At 67.9% G+C, this 17,854-nt stretch carries 15 protein-coding genes; 11 read left to right on the top strand and 4 right to left on the bottom strand.

Annotated features, from left to right (window positions below):
- Window positions 1–6 precede the first annotated feature (6 nt).
- The 8 genes from ACEN8G_RS19200 (at window position 7) to ACEN8G_RS19165 (ending at window position 10,368) form a co-directional block, all read left to right on the top strand.
- Window positions 7–813 (top strand): undecaprenyl-diphosphate phosphatase, encoded by an 807-nt coding sequence (locus ACEN8G_RS19200; protein ID WP_413415972.1) that lies wholly within the window; start codon window positions 7–9, stop codon window positions 811–813.
- 135 nt (window positions 814–948) lie between these two features.
- On the top strand, window positions 949–2,373 hold the full coding sequence (locus tag ACEN8G_RS19195) for an NAD(P)-dependent oxidoreductase (protein WP_413415970.1): 1,425 nt from the start codon (window positions 949–951) through the stop codon (window positions 2,371–2,373).
- The gene (locus ACEN8G_RS19190) at window positions 2,370–3,083 is read left to right on the top strand and encodes a DUF2059 domain-containing protein (protein WP_413415969.1); all 714 of its coding nucleotides are present in this window, start codon (window positions 2,370–2,372) and stop codon (window positions 3,081–3,083) included. The genes ACEN8G_RS19195 and ACEN8G_RS19190 overlap by 4 nt, the downstream gene beginning before the upstream one ends.
- Window positions 3,083–3,697 carry a hypothetical protein gene (locus tag ACEN8G_RS19185; protein WP_413415968.1) on the top strand — a complete coding sequence of 205 codons (615 nt, stop codon included), beginning with the start codon at window positions 3,083–3,085 and terminating at the stop codon, window positions 3,695–3,697. The genes ACEN8G_RS19190 and ACEN8G_RS19185 overlap by 1 nt, the downstream gene beginning before the upstream one ends.
- Entirely contained in the window at window positions 3,694–8,205 is a 4,512-nt protein-coding gene (gene gltB, locus ACEN8G_RS19180; protein WP_413415967.1) for a glutamate synthase large subunit, read from the top strand. The genes ACEN8G_RS19185 and gltB overlap by 4 nt, the downstream gene beginning before the upstream one ends.
- Window positions 8,206–8,424: 219 nt before the next feature.
- Window positions 8,425–8,856, top strand: a complete 432-nt coding sequence (locus tag ACEN8G_RS19175; protein ID WP_413414718.1) for a hypothetical protein — start codon at window positions 8,425–8,427, stop codon at window positions 8,854–8,856.
- 69 nt (window positions 8,857–8,925) lie between these two features.
- Entirely contained in the window at window positions 8,926–9,597 is a 672-nt protein-coding gene (locus ACEN8G_RS19170; protein WP_307116673.1) for a glutathione S-transferase family protein, read from the top strand.
- A 156-nt stretch (window positions 9,598–9,753) separates the two neighbouring features.
- Window positions 9,754–10,368: a YbhB/YbcL family Raf kinase inhibitor-like protein gene (locus ACEN8G_RS19165; protein ID WP_413414717.1), complete on the top strand. Its 615-nt coding sequence runs from the start codon at window positions 9,754–9,756 to the stop codon at window positions 10,366–10,368.
- Window positions 10,369–10,534: 166 nt separating this feature from the next.
- Here the strand turns inward: ACEN8G_RS19165 and ACEN8G_RS19160 are convergent, their stop codons facing one another.
- The 4 genes from ACEN8G_RS19160 to ACEN8G_RS19145 form a co-directional block, all read right to left on the bottom strand.
- Window positions 10,535–11,386 (bottom strand): SDR family oxidoreductase, encoded by an 852-nt coding sequence (locus ACEN8G_RS19160; RefSeq protein WP_413414716.1) that lies wholly within the window; start codon window positions 11,384–11,386, stop codon window positions 10,535–10,537.
- A 531-nt stretch (window positions 11,387–11,917) separates the two neighbouring features.
- Window positions 11,918–12,934 carry a GGDEF domain-containing protein gene (locus ACEN8G_RS19155; protein ID WP_413414720.1) on the bottom strand — a complete coding sequence of 339 codons (1,017 nt, stop codon included), beginning with the start codon at window positions 12,932–12,934 and terminating at the stop codon, window positions 11,918–11,920.
- A 117-nt stretch (window positions 12,935–13,051) separates the two neighbouring features.
- Complete coding sequence (locus ACEN8G_RS19150) at window positions 13,052–13,603, bottom strand: peroxiredoxin (protein ID WP_413414715.1); 552 nt, start codon at window positions 13,601–13,603, stop codon at window positions 13,052–13,054.
- Between the two features lie 27 nt (window positions 13,604–13,630).
- Entirely contained in the window at window positions 13,631–14,698 is a 1,068-nt protein-coding gene (locus tag ACEN8G_RS19145) for a phospholipase A (protein WP_413414713.1), read from the bottom strand.
- A 66-nt stretch (window positions 14,699–14,764) separates the two neighbouring features.
- Between ACEN8G_RS19145 and hisN the strand changes: the two genes are divergently transcribed.
- From hisN to ACEN8G_RS19130, 3 genes are all read left to right on the top strand, one after another.
- The gene (gene hisN, locus ACEN8G_RS19140) at window positions 14,765–15,562 is read left to right on the top strand and encodes a histidinol-phosphatase (RefSeq protein WP_413414712.1); all 798 of its coding nucleotides are present in this window, start codon (window positions 14,765–14,767) and stop codon (window positions 15,560–15,562) included.
- Window positions 15,563–15,771: 209 nt separating this feature from the next.
- Window positions 15,772–16,155, top strand: a complete 384-nt coding sequence (locus ACEN8G_RS19135; protein WP_413740667.1) for a hypothetical protein — start codon at window positions 15,772–15,774, stop codon at window positions 16,153–16,155.
- A gap of 188 nt (window positions 16,156–16,343) precedes the next feature.
- Window positions 16,344–17,834 (top strand): alpha/beta hydrolase family protein, encoded by a 1,491-nt coding sequence (locus ACEN8G_RS19130; protein ID WP_413414709.1) that lies wholly within the window; start codon window positions 16,344–16,346, stop codon window positions 17,832–17,834.
- Window positions 17,835–17,854: the final 20 nt, after the last annotated feature.

The following is a 17,854-nucleotide window of genomic DNA, read 5'->3' as shown; positions in this document are numbered from 1 at the left end:
CCAAGCATGAGCGAAACCCTGGTCGCGATTCTCCTCGGCATCGTCGAGGGGATCACCGAATTCCTGCCCGTCTCCTCGACCGGCCACCTGATTCTCGCGTCCGAACTGCTCGGCTATGACGCCGCCACCTGGGGGATGTTCAACGTCGTCATCCAGCTCGGCGCGATCCTGGCGGTGGTGGTGCTCTACTGGCGGACCTTCTGGGCAGTGGCCGAGGGGCTGATCAGGCTGAACCCGGTCTCGATCCGCTTCGTGCGCAACCTGCTGGTCGCCTTCATCCCGGCGGCGGTGATCGGCCTGGCGCTGCACAAGCATATCGAGGCACTGCTCGGCGAACCGATGGTGGTCGCCTGGGCGCTGGTGATCGGCGGCGTCGCCATCCTCGTAATCGAACGGCTGGTGAAGAACGCGACGATCCACGGCATCGCCGAGATCCCGCTGGTCCGCGTGGTCGGCATCGGCTTCATCCAGTGCATCTCGATGATCCCGGGCGTCAGCCGCTCGGGCGCGACGATCATGGGCGCGCTCAGCCTGGGCGTCGAGCGGCGCACCGCCGCCGAGTTCAGCTTCTTCCTCGCCATCCCGACCATGCTGGGCGCGACGGTGCTCGAGCTGGCCAAGAACCATGATGCGATCGTCTCCGCCCGGGTGGGCTGGGACGAGATCGCCATTGGCTTCGTAACGGCGTTCATCGTCGCGATCGTGGTGATCAAGGCATTCGTCGGCATCGTCTCGAAGCACGGCTTCGCACCCTTTGCCTGGTACCGAATCGCGGCCGGCATCGCCGCGATTGCCTGGCTTTCGATGCGGTAAGGTCCGGATCGGCCATAAATTGGCGCAATAATCTTTCAAATTTACGCCGATTAGGCTGAAAAACATAATATAGGTCAGCTTTGCTGACTTTTATCGACTCGCTTGCGGCGTTAGGCGCGCCGCATGGCGGAAACGATGCTCAAATTCGTTGGAACGGCGCAGGCTTATCCGAGCAAGCGCGAGGCGGAACTGCGCGCGGAGGACTTCCGCGAGATCGCGGATCGCTATGCGGTGCCCGGCGCCGAGGAACAGGCCAGCCGCTGCTCGCAGTGCGGCGTGCCCTATTGCTCGGTCCATTGCCCGCTTCACAACCACATCCCGGACTGGCTGCGCCTGACCGCCGAGGGGCGGCTGCGCGAAGCCTATCAGCTGTCGAACAGCACTTCGACCATGCCCGAGATCTGCGGCCGCATCTGCCCGCAGGACCGGCTGTGCGAGGGCAATTGCGTCATCGAGTTCTCCGGGCACGGCGCGGTCACGATCGGTTCGGTCGAGAAGTTCATCACCGACACCGCCTGGGAAGAGGGCTGGGTGGAGCCGGTCGCGGTCGGCCCGTCGCGGGGCCAGTCGGTCGGCATCGTCGGGGCGGGCCCCGCGGGCCTCGCCGCCGCCGAGTATCTCCGCGAATATGGCTATGACGTGCATGTCTATGACCGGCACGACCGCGCCGGCGGGCTGCTCACCTATGGCATCCCCGGCTTCAAGCTCGAGAAGCACGTCGTCATGCGCCGCGTCGAGCGGCTCGAGCAGGGCGGCGTGGTCTTCCATCTCGGCTTCGAGGTCGGCCGCGAGGCGACGCTCGACGACCTGCGCAAGCGCCACGACACGCTGCTGATCGCCACCGGCGTCTACAAGGCGCGCGGCATCCAGGCGCCCGGCGTCGGCGCCGAGGGGATCGTCGAGGCGCTCGACTATCTCACCGCTTCGAACCGCAAGGGCTTCGGCGACGCGGTGCCGGCGTTCGACGACGGCAGCCTCGACGCGAACGGCAAGCATGTCGTGGTGATCGGCGGCGGCGATACCGCGATGGACTGCGTCCGCACCGCGGTGCGCCAGGGCGCCACCTCGGTGAAGTGCCTCTATCGCCGCGACCGCGCCAACATGCCGGGCTCGCAGCGCGAGACTGCCAATGCCGAGGAGGAAGGCGTCGAGTTCGTCTGGCTTTCGGCCCCCGAGGCCTTTGATGGCGGCGACAAGGTCTCCGGCGTGCGCGCCTCGCGCATGCGGCTGGGTGCGCCCGATGCCTCCGGCCGCCGCGCGCCCGAAGTCGATCCGGGCGGCGCCTTCCAGCTCCAGGCGGACCTGGTGATCAAGGCGCTCGGCTTCGAGGCCGAGGACCTGCCGCGGATGTTCGGTGCCGAGGAGCTCGGCGTCACTCGCTGGGGCACGCTGCGCACCGACGGCCGCACGATGATGACCAGCCTCGACGGTGTTTTCGCGGCGGGCGATATTGTCCGCGGCGCGAGTCTCGTCGTCTGGGCGATTCGCGACGGCCGCGACGTGGCGGCGCACATGCATGCCTGGATGCGCGCCCGCGCCGATGCGGCACGGGCTGCTTGATTAAGGTCGATCCGATGAAGCCGTTCCTCGCTGCCCTTGCCCTTGGTGTCGCCGCGCTGGCCCCGGCCCAGGCGTTCGCCGCCGGTCCGGTCGCCGCGCCGGTTGCCGAGGGGGATCTCCAGAAGCTGGTCGCGCTGATGGCGCCGGCGGATGCGATCGCGCGCGTCGCCGGCAAGGCGTTCGATGCCGGGATGGCGCAGGAAGTCTCGGGCAATGCCAGGCTCAAGGCGGCCTATGACGCCGATCCGGCGCTGCGCGCCCAGGTGGGCGGCGCCCTGCGCGACCAGTTCACCGGCATCCTGATCGCCGAGCTGCCGTCGCTGCGCACCCAGATCGAGGCGATCCTCAAGACCGAGCTGACCCCGGGCGAGATCACCGACACGCTTACCTTCTTCGCCAGCCCGACCGGGCAGAAGGTCCGTGCCGAAGTCTATGAGACGATGGGCAGCAGTCCCGGCCAGTCCGAGCAGGAGATCCAGCAGGCGGCGATCGCCTCGGTGATGGCGAAGATGACCGCCGAGGACTATCCGGCGCTGATGGCCTTTGCCGGCAGCCCGGCCGCGCAGAAGATGGGCAGCGTCAATCCCAAGATCTCGGCCGCAAGCCAGGCCTGGGCGCAGAAGCTCGTCGCCGACAATCGCCCCCGGATGGAAGCGCTCGCCGTCAAGCTGACCGCCGAATATCTGGCGAAGAAGAAGGGCGGCCAGTGATGTTGTTGTCGCGCGCCGCCTTGCTGGCCCTGTTGCCGCTCGTGGCACCGGCGGCGCTGCATGCGCAGGCGGTGCCGACCGAGCAGCCCTCGGCGGCGGCGAGTGCGCTTGCCCGGGAACTCGGTCCGATGGGGTGGGGCAATCCCGCCTCCAGCGTCGACGAGGTGGCCGCTGGGTTGACGCGGCGCATTCTCCAGACCCAGCTCTCCTGGCGCGGCGCCAATTGCGATCCCGCCGACCCGCGCTGCCGCGGCGCGGCCGAGCGGCTGGCGCGCGAGGCGGCGCCGGGCATGATGGCGGCCTACCGCGACATGCGCGTGCGGCTGCTCGCCTATATGATCGATGATCAGCTCGGGCCCGACGAGATCGCCGCCGCCCAGGCTGCGGTGGGCACGCCCGGTGGGCTCGCGCTGGCGCGTCTGTTCGCCACCGTCTCGGATCCGCGCAAGCTTTCGCCCGCCTATGCGCGGCGCGCCCAGGCGGCGCTGGCCGAGGGCGGGCTGCCCAACGAGAAAGACCTCGTCGAACGTCTCTACGATGTGACCAAGGATTTGCCGCGCGTCCGGCTCGTCACGCCGCCGCCGCCGCCCACGCCCACCAGGAAAACGCCATGACTCTGCAGACCGAACGCGAACGCCTTGCCCTTGAGGGCATGTACCGTCCCGAGTTCGAGGGCGATGCCTGCGGCGTCGGCATGGTCGCCGCGACCGACGGCCTGCCCTCGCGCCGCGTCGTCCAGTCGGCGATCGATGCGCTCAAGGCCGTGTGGCACCGCGGCGCGGTCGATGCCGACGGCAAGACCGGCGACGGCGCCGGCCTGCACGTCGACCTGCCCGTGCGCTTCTTCGACGACGCGATCGCCGCGGGCGGCCACCGCGTGCTGCCGAACCGGCTCGCCGTCGGCATGGTCTTCCTGCCGCGCACCGATCTGGGCGCGCAGGAAGCGTGCCGCACCATCGTCGAGTCCGAGATCATCGAGGCGGGCTACACCATCTATGGCTGGCGCCAGGTGCCGGTCGACGTCTCGGTGATCGGCATGAAGGCGCAGGCGACGCGCCCCGAGATCGAGCAGATCATGATCGCCGGCCCGCAGCCCGACGCGATGGACGCCGCCGAGTTCGAGAAGGAGCTCTATCTCGTCCGTAGGCGTATCGAGAAGGCGGTGATCGCCGCGCAGATCAGCGGCTTCTACATCTGCTCGCTGTCGACCCGCTCGATCATCTACAAGGGCCTGTTCCTCGCCGAGAGCCTGTCGGACTTCTATCCCGACCTCAAGGACGAGCGCTTCACCAGCCGTGTCGCGATCTTCCACCAGCGCTATTCGACCAACACCTTCCCGCAATGGTGGCTGGCCCAGCCCTTCCGCTGCCTCGCCCATAACGGCGAGATCAACACGATCCGCGGCAACAAGAACTGGATGCTCAGCCACGAGATCAAGATGGCGAGCATCGCGTTCGGCGAGCGCTCGGAGGACATCAAGCCGGTGATCCCGGCCGGCGCGTCGGACACGGCGGCGCTCGACGCGGTGTTCGAGGCGATCTGCCGCTCGGGCCGCGACGCGCCCACTGCCAAGCTGATGCTCGTGCCCGAGGCATGGGACGAGGCGACCCCGGCCAACCACCTCTCGATGTACAAGTATCTGGCGAGCGTGATGGAGCCGTGGGACGGTCCCGCCGCGCTGGCGATGACCGATGGCCGCTGGGCGGTCGCCGGCGTCGACCGCAACGCGCTGCGCCCGCTGCGCTACACCCAGACCAGCGACGGCCTGCTCATCGTCGGCTCCGAGACCGGCATGGTCCAGATCCCCGAATCGACCGTCATCGCCAAGGGCCGGATGGGCCCGGGCCAGATGATCGCGGTCGATCTCGACCAGGGCGTGCTGCTCTGCGACAAGGCGATCAAGGACCAGATCGCCGGCGAGCACGACTATGCCGGGATGATCGGCGAGTTCATCACCGTCGGCGACCTGCCCGCGCCCGAGGCCCAGCCGCTGCGCTTCGAGCGTGCCGAGCTCACCCGCCGCCAGGTCGCGGCCGGGCAGACGCTCGAGGACATGGAGCTGATCCTCGCCCCGATGGTCGAGACCGCCAAGGAAGCGATCGGCTCGATGGGCGACGACACACCGCTGGCGGTGATCTCGGACAAGCCGCGCCTGATCAGCCAGTTCTTCCGCCAGAACTTCTCGCAGGTCACCAACCCGCCGATCGACTCCCTGCGCGAGCGCCAGGTGATGACGCTCAAGACGCGCTTCGGGAACCTCGCCAACATCCTCGACACCGAGGGCGGAGGCTCCAAGGTGCTCGTGCTCGAGAGCCCGGTCCTGACCAATGGCGACTGGGACCGGCTGCGCGCCCATTTCGGCAGCCAGTCGGCCGAGATCGACTGCACCTTTGCCGCCGGCGGCACGCCGGAGGATCTGCGCGAGGCGATCAAGCGCATCCGCTACGAGGCCGAGCAGGCGGTCCGCGCCGGCTGCACCGAGCTGTTCCTCACCGACGAGCATGTCTCGGAGGGCCGCGCCGCCATCGCCGGCGTGCTGGCTGCAGCGGCAGTGCACACCCACCTCGTCCGCCGCGGCCTGCGCAGCTACGCCTCGGTCAACGTCCGTTCGGCCGAATGCCTCGACACGCATTACTACGCCGTGCTGATCGGCGTCGGCGCGACCACGGTGAACGCCTATCTGACCGAGGCCTCGATCGCCGACCGCCATGCCCGCGGCCTGTTCGGCGAGATCGCCCTGGACGAGTGCCTCAAGCGCCACCGCAAGGCGATCGACGAGGGGCTGCTCAAGATCATGTCGAAGATGGGGATCGCGGTGATCTCCTCCTATCGCGGCGGCTACAACTTCGAAGCCGTTGGCCTGTCGCGCGCGCTGGTCAACGACCTGTTCCCCGGCATGCCCGCCAAGATCTCGGGCGAAGGCTATGCCTCGCTCCACCTCTCGGCGATGATGCGCCACGAGGCGGCGTTCGACCGCGGCGTCGCGACGCTGCCGATCGGCGGCTTCTATCGCCAGCGCCACGGCGGCGAGACCCATGCCTATTCGGCCCAGCTGATGCACCTGCTGCAGACGGCGGTGTCGACCGATAGCTACTCGTCCTACATGGCCTTCTCGCGCGGCGTGCGCGACCTGCCGCCGGTCTATCTGCGCGACCTGCTCGAGTTCAACTTCCCGAACGAAGGCATCCAGATCGACCAGGTCGAGGCGATCACCGAGATCCGCAAGCGCTTCGTCACCCCCGGCATGTCGCTCGGCGCGCTCTCGCCTGAGGCGCACGAGACGCTGGCGATCGCGATGAACCGCATCGGCGCCAAGGCCGTGTCGGGCGAGGGCGGCGAGGACAAGCTGCGCTACACGCCGTACGAGAATGGCGACAATGCCAACTCGACGATCAAGCAGATCGCCTCGGGCCGGTTCGGCGTCACCGCCGAATATCTCAACGCCTGCGACGAGATCGAGATCAAGGTCGCCCAGGGCGCCAAACCCGGCGAGGGCGGCCAGCTGCCCGGCTTCAAGGTCACCGAATTCATCGCCAAGCTGCGCCACGCGACGCCGGGGGTCACGCTGATCTCGCCGCCGCCGCACCACGATATCTATTCGATCGAGGACCTGGCGCAGCTCATCTACGACCTGAAGATGGTCAACCCGCGGGCGCGGGTCTGCGTCAAGCTGGTCAGCTCGGCGGGCATCGGCACCGTGGCGGCGGGCGTCGCAAAAGCCCACGCAGACGTCATCCTGGTCGCCGGCCATGTCGGCGGCACCGGCGCTAGCCCACAGACTTCGGTGAAGTATGCCGGCACGCCCTGGGAAATGGGCCTGACCGAAGTCAACCAGACGCTGACGCTCAACGGCCTGCGCGGCCGGGTGAAGCTGCGCACCGATGGCGGCCTCAAGACCGGGCGCGACATCGTCGTCGCCGCGATCCTCGGCGCCGAGGAGTTCGGCATCGGCACGCTCAGCCTCGTCGCGATGGGCTGCATCATGGTCCGCCAGTGCCATTCGAACACCTGCCCGGTGGGCGTCTGCACCCAGGACGAGAAGCTGCGCCAGAAGTTCGTCGGCACGCCGGAGAAGGTCATCAACCTGATGACCTTCATCGCCGAGGAGGTCCGCGAGATTCTCGCGCGGCTGGGCTTCAAGAGCCTCGACGAAGTCATCGGCCGCACCGAGCTGCTCCGCCAGGTCAGCCGCGGCGCCGAGCATCTCGACGATCTCGATCTCAACCCGATCCTCGCCAAGGTCGATGCCGACGATGCCGAGCGCCGCTTCAGCCTGTCGACCTTCCGCAACGAAGTGCCCGACAGCCTCGATGCGCAGATGATCAAGGACGCCGCCCCGGTCTTCGCGCGGCGCGAGAAGATGCAGCTGACCTATAATGTGCGGAATACCCACCGCGCGGTCGGCACCCGGCTCTCGTCCGAGATCACCCGGCTCTACGGCATGTCGACGCTCGCCGACGGCCATGTCCATGTCCGCCTGCGCGGCTCGGCCGGCCAGTCGCTCGGCGCCTTCCTGTGCAAGGGCGTCACGCTCGAAGTGTTCGGCGATTCGAACGATTATGTCGGCAAGGGCCTGTCGGGCGGCATCATCGTGGTGCGTCCGCTGGTCAGCTCGCCGGTTGAGAGCTGGAAGAACACGATCATCGGCAACACCGTGCTCTACGGCGCCACCTCGGGCCGGCTGTTCGCCGCCGGCCAGGCGGGCGAGCGCTTCGCGGTGCGCAACTCGGGCGCCGAAGTGGTGGTCGAGGGCTGCGGCGCCAATGGCTGCGAGTACATGACCGGCGGCACCGCGGTGCTGCTCGGCCAGGTCGGCATGAACTTCGGCGCCGGCATGACCGGCGGCATGGCATTCGTCTATGACGAGGACGGCAGCTTCGAGCAGCGCGCCAATCCGGAAAGCATCGTCTGGCAGCGCCTGTCCTCGGCGCATTGGGAAGCCAAGCTGCGCGGCCTGGTCGAGGCGCATGTGCTCGCCACCGACAGCAAATGGGCCGCCGGCCTGCTCGAGGACTGGGACCGCGCCGTCGGCAGCTTCTGGCAGGTCGTGCCCAAGGAAATGCTGACGCGCCTGCCGATGCCGCTCAACGACGATGCCGTCGAAGCGGTGGCGGCGGAGTAATCCCGGATTCCCCTCCCTGGAAGGGAGGGGTTAGGGGGTGGGTGGAGGCTTGGCGATACTGATGCGTCAGGCTTCACCGCGCCGTATGCATATATCGACCCACCCCCGACCCCGCCCGTTCAGGGAGGGGAGGAAACGGCTCGTCGCAACCGGGCTCCGCAACCGCCAACCATCTGTGATACAAGGCGCCGTCATCCGAGTCCGTTACCGGAGCCAGTCATGCGTCTCGTCCTCACCGCCGCCCTGTTCTGCGCCGCCGCTACCCCGGCCTTCGCCCAGTCGCAGCCGCAGCCCGAGCCCAGCACCCGCGACAAGACCGAGGCGCTGGCCCGCGCGCTCAACAACCCGATGGTGCAGGAAGGCGCCGCGGCGATGCTGACCAACCTCGCCGGCATCGTGCTCGACACCCGCGTCGGCCCCGCCGCGCACTATCTCGATCCGACGATCCGCGAGCAGGATACGCTGGGCGACATCCAGCGCCGCCGCGATCCGAACTTCGACCGCAACTTCCACAAGAACGCACGCAGTGCCGTCGTGGTCGCCGGCAAGCTGACCGAAGGTGCGCTCCAGATGCAGGACTCGCTCGCCGAGACCGCTGCGCGCCTCCGCGCCGCGCTCCAGCCCCTGCGCGGCGCGCTCGACCCCAAATAAGCGGCTTTTATCGACCGGCCGGTCGGCAATCGCTTTACGCGGGCGCGCGGCGAGTCCTAAAGCGGGCCGATGTGGCAGCTTTATCAATTCCCCCTCTGTCCCTTCTCGCGCAAGGTCCGGCTGCTGCTGGGCGAAAAGGGCGTCGGCTATGAGCCGGTGCGGGAATCGCCCTGGCTGCGGCGCGACGAGTTCCTCGATCTGAACCCCACCGGCCAGGTGCCGGTGATGGCCGATACCGAGCGCGGGGTGACGCTGATCGATTCCTCGGTGATCTGCGAGTTCTTCGAGGAGACGGTGAACAAGGCGCCCATGCTCAACGGCACCGCCACCGATCGCGCCGAGATCCGCCGCCTGACGATCTGGTTCGACACCAATTTCTATGCCGAGATCACGGCACCTTTGCTCCACGAACGCATGCTCAAGCGCATCGTCTACAAGCAGTCGCCCGATGGCCAGGCGCTGCGCAATGCGATGAAGGCGGCGGTCAACCATCTCGACTACATCGATTATCTGCTCGATCACCGCACCTGGCTGGCCGGCCCGACGATGAGCCTCGCCGATCTCGCCGCCGCCGCGCAGATCTCGATCGCCGATTATCTCGGCGGGATCGACTGGAAGAGCCATGAGCAGGCCAAGGGCTGGTACGTCCGGATGAAGAGCCGCCCGAGCTTCCGCCCGCTGCTCAGCGAGCGCATGGAAGGCATCCCGCCGCCCGCCGATTACGAGAAGCTGGACCTGTAGCGACGCCCGTCGTCTTTCTTTTCGTCATCCCCGCGAAGGCGGGGATCCAGAGCCAAGGGCGTTGCGCGAAGTAACCCTGGATCCCCGCCTTCGCGGGGATGACGGGTGGAGGGAGCCTCCCGCGCTTTCATCGGTTCAGCAGCCGAGGAGAAAGCCATGCTCGAACATCTTCCCCATTGGCTCGGCAAGGCGCTGAGCCCCTTTCGCGCCGGTGCGGACAAGCTGGCGATCGTCCGGCCCGAGCTTGCCGCCGAGGGCGTGATCCAGCTGTCCAGCCCGGCCTTCGCCAATGGCGCGCGCCTGCCCGGTCGCTTCACCGCCGATGGCGAGGGCGTGTCGCCGCCGCTCTTCTGGACCGGGGTGCCGGAGGGCGCGTCGCGGCTGGTGCTGATCGTCGAGGATGCCGATGCGCCGACGCCCCAGCCGGTGGTCCATGCGATCGTCTGGGGCCTGCCGCTGGACGGTGACCTGAAGGAAGGCGAGATCGCGCCCGATGGCGAGGGGCATGCAGGCGGCGAGGATGTCGGCCGCAACAGCCGCTTCGTCGAAGGCTGGCTGCCGCCCGATCCTCCCAACGGGCATGGCGAGCACAATTACGCCTTCCAGATCTTCGCGCTCAGCGAAGGTGAGGACCCGGGCGAGAATCCCGGTCGCGGCGCGGTGCTGCGCGAGATGGAGGGCCGGGTGATCGCCGCAGGGCTGCTCATCGGCACCTATTCGCGCGGCGAGGAAGCGCCGCTCGGGCCGGTAGGGGCAGGGGCGACGGCCTGAGCTTGCAAAATAGGATTTCGCATGATGCCGTCTAGCGGCCGGGCCCTGGGCGCCCGGCCGCTCTTTGACTCGGTCCGAAAGAAAATTTCCTACTCGCGCAGCATACTGTCGCTCGCCGCGCTGGAAACGCGCCTTTGGCGTGTACTTCGTGTACTTTGAGCCCCGCTCAGCCGTTCACCACCGTCCCGCCATTGGGATGCAGTACCTGGCCCGACATGTAGCTGGAATCCTCGCAGGCGAGGAACAGGAAGGCCGGCGCCACTTCATTGGGCTGGCCGGGCCGGCCCATCGGCGTGTTCTCCCCGAAATGCGCCAGCTTCTCGGGGCTGGCGCCGCCCGAGGGATTGAGCGGCGTCCAGATCGGCCCCGGCGCCACGGCGTTCACCCGGATGCCCTCGCCGACCAGGTTCTCCGAAAGGCTGCGGGTAAAGGCAGTGATCGCGCCCTTGGTGCTCGAATAGTCGAGCAGCTCCTTCGAGCCCTGGTACATGGTGACCGAGGTGCAGTTGACGATCGCCGCGCCCTTTTTCAGGTGCGGGCGCGCCGCTTGCGTCAGGAAGAACATCCCGAAGATGTTGGTCTGGAAGGTGCGGCGCAGCTGCGCCTCGGTGATGTCGGTGATGTCCTTGTCCGGATGCTGCTCGCCGGCATTGTTCACCAGCACGTCGATCCGGCCGAACTTGTCGATCACTCGGGCGATGGCGGAGTCGCAGAATTGCTTGTCGCCCACGTCGCCGGCAATGGTCAGCGCCTCGCGGCCCTCGCCGTGCACGATGTTCGCCGTCTTTGCGGCGTCGTCATGTTCGCAGAGATAGAGGATCGCGATGTCGGCGCCCTCGCGCGCATAGAGCGCGGCGACGGCACGGCCGATGCCGCTGTCGGCACCGGTGATCACTGCGACCTTGCCCTGGAGGCGGCCGGAGCCGGGATAGCGGGGCTGCCAGTCTGGCTGGGGTTCGAGCGCGCTTTCATGTCCCGGCAGCGCATCCTCGTGGATCATCTCGGCGGTTTCGCTCATCTCGGTATCCTCCTGGGATACCTTGGGAAACCTGTCGGGGCGGGCAGAGGTTCCGCCGCTGGTGGCCGCCGCCGGGCGGCTCGGCAGGGCTCAGCCGAAGCGGCTGAAACCCTGCAGGCCGACCGTGGCGATCGTCATTGCGGTGATGGCGAAGGATGCCGCACCGATCATCAGGCTACGCGTCATGCTTATCCTCTCCCTTCCGTCGAGTCCGCCGGCGATCATGCGATGACCGGGAAGGCCGAGGACGAGAAGAGCAGGATGCCATAGCTGAGGACGACTGCGCCGATGACGGCAACGCTGTGCTGGAACGAGCTGATACGGACGGCCATGATAGGTACTCCCTGTGTTCGTTCGGCTTGCCGGACCATCCGGCGGCCGATGCCAGATGATTTGCAGGGAGCGTGCCAATTTTCTAAGTGCTTGATTTTGCTGAGTGCGCGTTAGAAAGTTACGCGCGGTTGGGAAATTTCACGCCAAGCTATGGTGTATTTTCCCAATCAAAGGCGGACAGTTAGTGTCCGATTCCGGTCAGTCGACGCGGACGCAGTTCCGGCCGCCATTCTTGGCGGCGTAGCAGAGCTGGTCGGCGCGGTGGAACACGGTGCCGAACACTTCGCCCTGCTGCGCCGGGCTGAGGCCGGCGGAGAAGGTGATCTCGCCGAGCGGCGCATCGGTCTCGCGCAGCCGGTAGCGCTTGGCCGACACGGCGACGCGGGCACGGTCGAGCACCTCACGGGCGCCCTTGAGGTCGAGCCCGGTGAACAGCACGACGAACTCCTCGCCACCATAGCGGGCGACGAGATGGCCCTTGCAGGTGTCCGACAGCGCCTCGCCGAGCGCCTTGAGCACCCGGTCACCGACGACATGGCCGAACCGGTCGTTGACCGACTTGAAGTGGTCGACGTCGCACACCGCCATGCAGATCCTGGTGCCGGCCCCGGCCTGGGCGGCATAGGCCTCTTCGAAGGCGCGGCGGTTGGGCAGGCCGGTCAGCGGGTCCTTGCGGGCGTTGTCGCGGGCTTCCTCGAGCTTGGTGCGCAGCTCGCTGGCTTCGCGATTGGCGCTTTCGAGCCGCTCCTCGGCAGTGCGGACGCGCTCGAGCATCGTCGCGGTGAGCCGGCTGATCTCGAGGCCGTCGCCGCCCGAGCTGCGCATCGCCTGGGCGCTGGCGGCGAGGTCGCGGCCGAAGTCCTTGGTCTCGGCGCGCATCGCGGTGACCATGTCCTGGAAGCCCTCGACCTGCATTTGGGTCTGGGCGACCAGGCCCTGCGCCTTCTCGATCGTCGCGGCCGGCGCGCCCGCGGTTGGCGCATCGCAACCCAGGCTCTCGATGTCGCGACGGGTGAGGCGCACGCCGCCATCGGTCAGCGCGTGCACCGCGCGGGCCAGCGGACCGTCGGGATTGGCGAGGAGCTGATAGGCGAACGCATAGTTGGCCGGATCGGGATCCAGCCGCTGGTCCACCAGAAATTCCCCGATTCGGTCGTACAGGTCGCGCGCGGCCTGGGAACCGCTTGCTGCCCGGACGGCCTTGGCCGCGACCATGTGCTTCACTGCCTCACCAAAATTGGCCCGACGATGTCCCTCAACACCGTCTCGCCGGGCAAATTAGGGCGCAACTGCTAACATCCGGTGAGCAAAGCCTGCGGAGTCCTGAAAATATCAGTGCTTGTGCGCGGCCTTGTACTTCTGCACCGCCTCGAGCGAGAGCCGGATATGGCCCGCCGGGCTCATTTCCGAATGGGCGAAGATGATCTTGCCGTTCGGCGCGATCACATAGGAGGTGCGGCTGGTGATCTTGGTCGCGGTGCCGTCCGGCTTGGTCAGCTGCACGTCATAGCCCTTGACGATCGCCGGGCTGGCGGCGGCGACGGCGAACTTGCCCGCGCACTTCTCGGCCGAGAAGGCCTCGAGCTTGTCGATATTGCCTGCGGTCATGCCGATCACGCTCGCGCCGGCCTTCTGGAAGTCGGGCAGCGCCTCGGCGAACGCATGCGCCTCGGCATTGCAGCCCTCGGTGAAGGCGGCGGGGAAGAAATAGAGGACGACCGGGCCCTTCTTGAGCGCGGCCTTGAGGTTCACCGTGAACGGCTTGCCCGCCATCGCGCCGGGCGCGGTGAAATCGGGGGCGACCTGGCCGGTGTTGAGCGCGGCGGTTGCCGGCATGCCGAGCGCCAGGGTGGTGGCGGCTGCTGCGATCAGAAACTTGCGCATGGCGATGCTCCTTGGGGGTCTTTCCGGTCAGCGGGTGAGGGCGATGCCGATCCGGGCATGGGTGTCGTTCTTGCGATAGTCGTCCAGTGCCTCGCCATAGCCGGTGAACGCCTGGCCGAAGATATAGAAGCCCACGCCCTTGGCAATCCGAGCGAGGGGGTAGGAGACGAACAATTCCGCCGCGCCCTTGCCCGTCTCGAAATTGCCGCGGCCGGTGAGCGACAGCTTGAGCCCGTCGCGCTGGCCGATCGCCGCGGTGAGGCTGGTATAGCCGAAATAGTCCTTCACATCGGGCGCGGTGCGGATCTGGCCGACATAGAACCAAGCTTGGGGGGCGACATCGAGATGCCAGTCGCCGCCCAGGTCGAAACTCTTCTCGGCACGCAGATAGACGCGGTTGGTATCGACCGAATCGAGTTCGCCGCGCCCGTTCGAATCGTGCCGATAGCCGAGCGCGACCTTGGTGGTCTCATCGAATGGAATGTCGGCGTAGATCTCGGGGCTGTAATTGGTCGAGCGGAACGGGCCCGAGGGCTGGTTCAGCGCCCAGAACATCGTCTGGGTATAGGCGAAGCGGAGATTGCCGAGCTTGAGCGGCGCCTTCTCGGCGAACGGGCGGAAGGCGAAGCTCACCTGCAGCTTGCCGCCCGCATCCTTCAGCCCGAACGCGCCATAGATCGGCTCATGCGCCTCGAACCGGTCGGCGAATGCCGCCGAGCTGCCGGTCGAACTCTGCACCACCGTCTCGCCCTCAGGAATCTCGGCGGCGGCATGCTGTTCGGACGGCGGCACGGCACGGCCGGCGACGCTGACCGGGATGTAGCGTGCCTTGGCGAAGCCGTGCGGGGCGACCGTCGCCAGCGGCCCGGGCGCGCGCTCCAGCACCAGGCGCGTGCCGTCGACCGCGGTGATCTCGATCTGGCGCGGGCCGGCATCGGTGACCGGCACCTCGCCCTCGTTGATGAGGAACACTTCCACGCCGCGCAGCGCCTCGGTCTCGGAGGCGGGCTGGGCGGGCACGGCGCGCAGGCTCTGCGCCGCGGCGGGCGTGGCGGCGAGCAGCGCGGCGGGGATCAGCAGGCGGCGCAAGGTCATTGGCGGGTGGAGTGGCAGGGGTTTGTGACCTTGGCGAGTCAGAATCTGAAGTCTAGGGCGGGAGCCATGCCAGTAACCGCCGCAGACATCACCCTCGCCGAACGCCTCGCCGATGCCGCGGGCGCCGCGATCCTCCCCTATTTCCGCTCGGAGCACGGGCTCGAGGCCAAGGAGGACCAGTCCCCGGTCACCCTGGCCGACCGCGCCGCCGAGGAGGCGATGCGAAAGCTGATCATCGCCGAGCGGCCGATGGACGGCATCCAGGGCGAGGAGTTCGGGGTGCGCGAAGGCACCAGCGGGCGGGTCTGGGTGCTCGACCCGATCGACGGTACCCGCGCCTTCATCGCCGGCCGCCCGATCTTCGGCACGCTGATCGCGCTGGTCGAGGAGGGCTGGCCGCTGCTCGGCATCATCGACCAGCCGGTGACGAAAGAGCGCTGGCTGGGTGTGGCCGGCCGGCCGACCCTGTTCAACGGCAAGCCCGCCGAGACGCGCCGCTGCCGCGAGCTCGACCAGGCGATCCTCGCCACCACCAGCCCGGCGCTGTTCGGCGACGACCAGCTCCACGCCTTCGAGCATCTCGACGCCGCGGTGATGAGCGTGGTGCTGGGCGGCGACTGCTATAATTATGGCTGCGTCGCGAGCGGCTGGATGGACGTGGTGGTCGAGGCGGGGCTCAAGCTCCACGACTTCGCCGCGCTGGTGCCGATCGTCGAGGGCGCAGGCGGGCGGATGTGCGACTGGCAGGGTGACCCCCTCCACGCGGGCAGCAATGGCGAGGTGATCGCGGCGGGCGATCCGGCGCGGATCGACGACATCCTCGAAGCGCTGGCCTGTCGCGGAGATCACCAACACGGGCATTGAGCCACGACTCGCCAAAGTACACGAAGTACAGGCCGAAAGCGGGTTCTGGCGGCGCCTTGGGTTGACACTGTTCCCGGAAAGGCGCGCGATCTCGCACGTTTATTGCGCGCCGCCTTTCCTATGTTTCCAACAGTTTAAAGAGCGGCCGGACGGTGATCCGGCCGCGAAAGCCAAGCAGGCGGAATCCCATTTTTGCAAGCGGGGTATCCGTGTCGGATGCGCCCAGCGAATCGGCGACGGCGGTCGTTACGGTCGAGAGCGGTCGTGCTACAGGCGTCGCGATGCTGTGGAACATCATAGACAAGCGCACCCGCCCCTATCGCTGGCGCGAGGTCAACGCGATCGTCGAGGCGATCGAACATGACAATAGCTGTGCCGACGCCGACCAGGCACCTGAAAGCCATCCCTTGCAGACGGTGGATTACGACCAGCGCGAAGCCGTTTCGGTTCGGGAGGCGGTGGCCTGGGCGAACGCGCAATCGTGCCCGGTTACCCTGTATCTCTATGATCTTGGCGACGGCTTCTACGGCGAGAAGCATTTCAATGAAGTTGGAAACCGCTTCCCAAATGGTGGGAGCGGTTCGGAGGCCTGAAGGCTGGCGGCCAACCCTGCTTCCTCAACACCCGCGCTTGCCCCTATCCGACTTGCCCGCCGTTCCATTGCCTCGGTTCATGCGCGTATTCTCCCTGTTTCCAGCGACGCAAAGAGCGACTTGACCGCGCTCGGCTTTCTCCGGGATGCTGGCCCCGGAGAGGCGGGGGAGAGCCGAGGATGAAAGCCGTGCTGCGTGCCGTTCTGGCGCTTCTGCTTTCGCTGCCATTCGCCGCCCCCGCGCTGGCGCAACGCATCGAGCCGGCCGAGGTCGCCGGGTGGGCGGTCCATGGGACGCGGCATGGCTATCTGCGCGATGCCGGCGTGCCCGGTGGCGGGGCGCTCCGGGTCGCGCAGAGCGCGACGCCGGGCGAGGACTGGTCGAGCGGGGCGGGGATGCCGGTGCCGCTGGCGCGCAAGGCGGGCGAGCGGCTCAGCGCGACCTTCTGGGCCCGCGCCGCGCGCCCGATCACGGTGCCGGTGGCGCTGCGGGATAGCACGTCGCCCTATCGCGCCTTTGCCAGCGACCAGATCCGGCTGACGACGCGCTGGCAGCGTTTCACCCTTTCCGGCATCGCGCCCGCCGATCTCGCGGCGGGATCGCAGCGCCTGACCGTGCAACTGGGAAAGGCAGGCGCGGAAGTGGTGCTGGGGCCGGCGCTCTTCGCCGCGGGAGCCCCCGATGCGGCGCAGGCCTCGCGGGCCTTCGCCGGGTTCCGCCCCATGCAGCTTGCCGAGGACCTTCCGATCCCAATCGAGCCCGGGGTGACGCTGGCGGCGACGCTGCGCCTGCCGATGCGGCACGGCGACGGGCCGTTCCCGGTGGTGCTGCTGCTGAACGGCAGTGGCCCGTCGCTGCGCGGAATCTTTCCGCTGGTCCAGGATCGGCTGCTGGCCGACGGCATCGCCACGCTCGACTATGACAAGCGCGGATCGGGCGAATCGACGGGCGCATTCCTCGATACGCTGCCGTTGCTCGAGCGCGATGCCGCCGCGGTGATCGGCTGGCTGCGCAGTCGCACCGATATCGATGGCAAGCGGATCGCGGTGTTTGGGCTGAGCCAGGGCGGCGTGATCGGCCCGGCACTGGCGGCGCGCGATCCCGGCATCGCCGCGGTGGTGATGCTGGCGGGGCCGGTCGGCGCCCGGGGCGAGCCTTTCCTCGAAGGGTTGCGCAGCAATCTGGCGAGGGGCGGCATTGCGCCTGACGGGATCGCCCGGATCGTCGCGGCGGCGCGCCCCTTCCTCGATGCGCGGGTGGGCAAGGCATCGCCGACGGTGGCGGAGACCGCGCGGGGGCGGCTGATCGAGGCATTCGTTGCGGCCGGCTTCAGCTCCGAACAGGCCGGCGGCGCCGTCGGGGTGATGGACGATGCGGCGATGCTCTCGATGTATGACGTGACGACCGATGCCACGCTCGCCGCGGTCCGCGCGCCGGTGCTGGCGCTCTATGCGGGCGAGGATGAGACCGTGTCGACGCCGCTGAGCATGCCCGCCGCCCAGGCGGCCCTGCGCGGCAACCGCGACGCGACGGTTATCGTGGTGCCCGGCATGAACCACATCTTCCAGGACGCGAAGACCGGCGACCTGGGCAAGGCCGAGCGCAAGATTCCGGCGGTTTCCGAGCCCCAGGTGGTGACGCTGGTCGGTGACTGGATCGCGGCCCGGCTGCGCCGCTAGGCCTGAATCCTCTTCCCGGG

The organism is Sphingomonas sp. Sphisp66 (assembly GCF_047324325.1).
Taxonomy (GTDB): domain Bacteria; phylum Pseudomonadota; class Alphaproteobacteria; order Sphingomonadales; family Sphingomonadaceae; genus Sphingomonas.
This window is presented reverse-complemented; position numbering and strand designations above follow the sequence as displayed.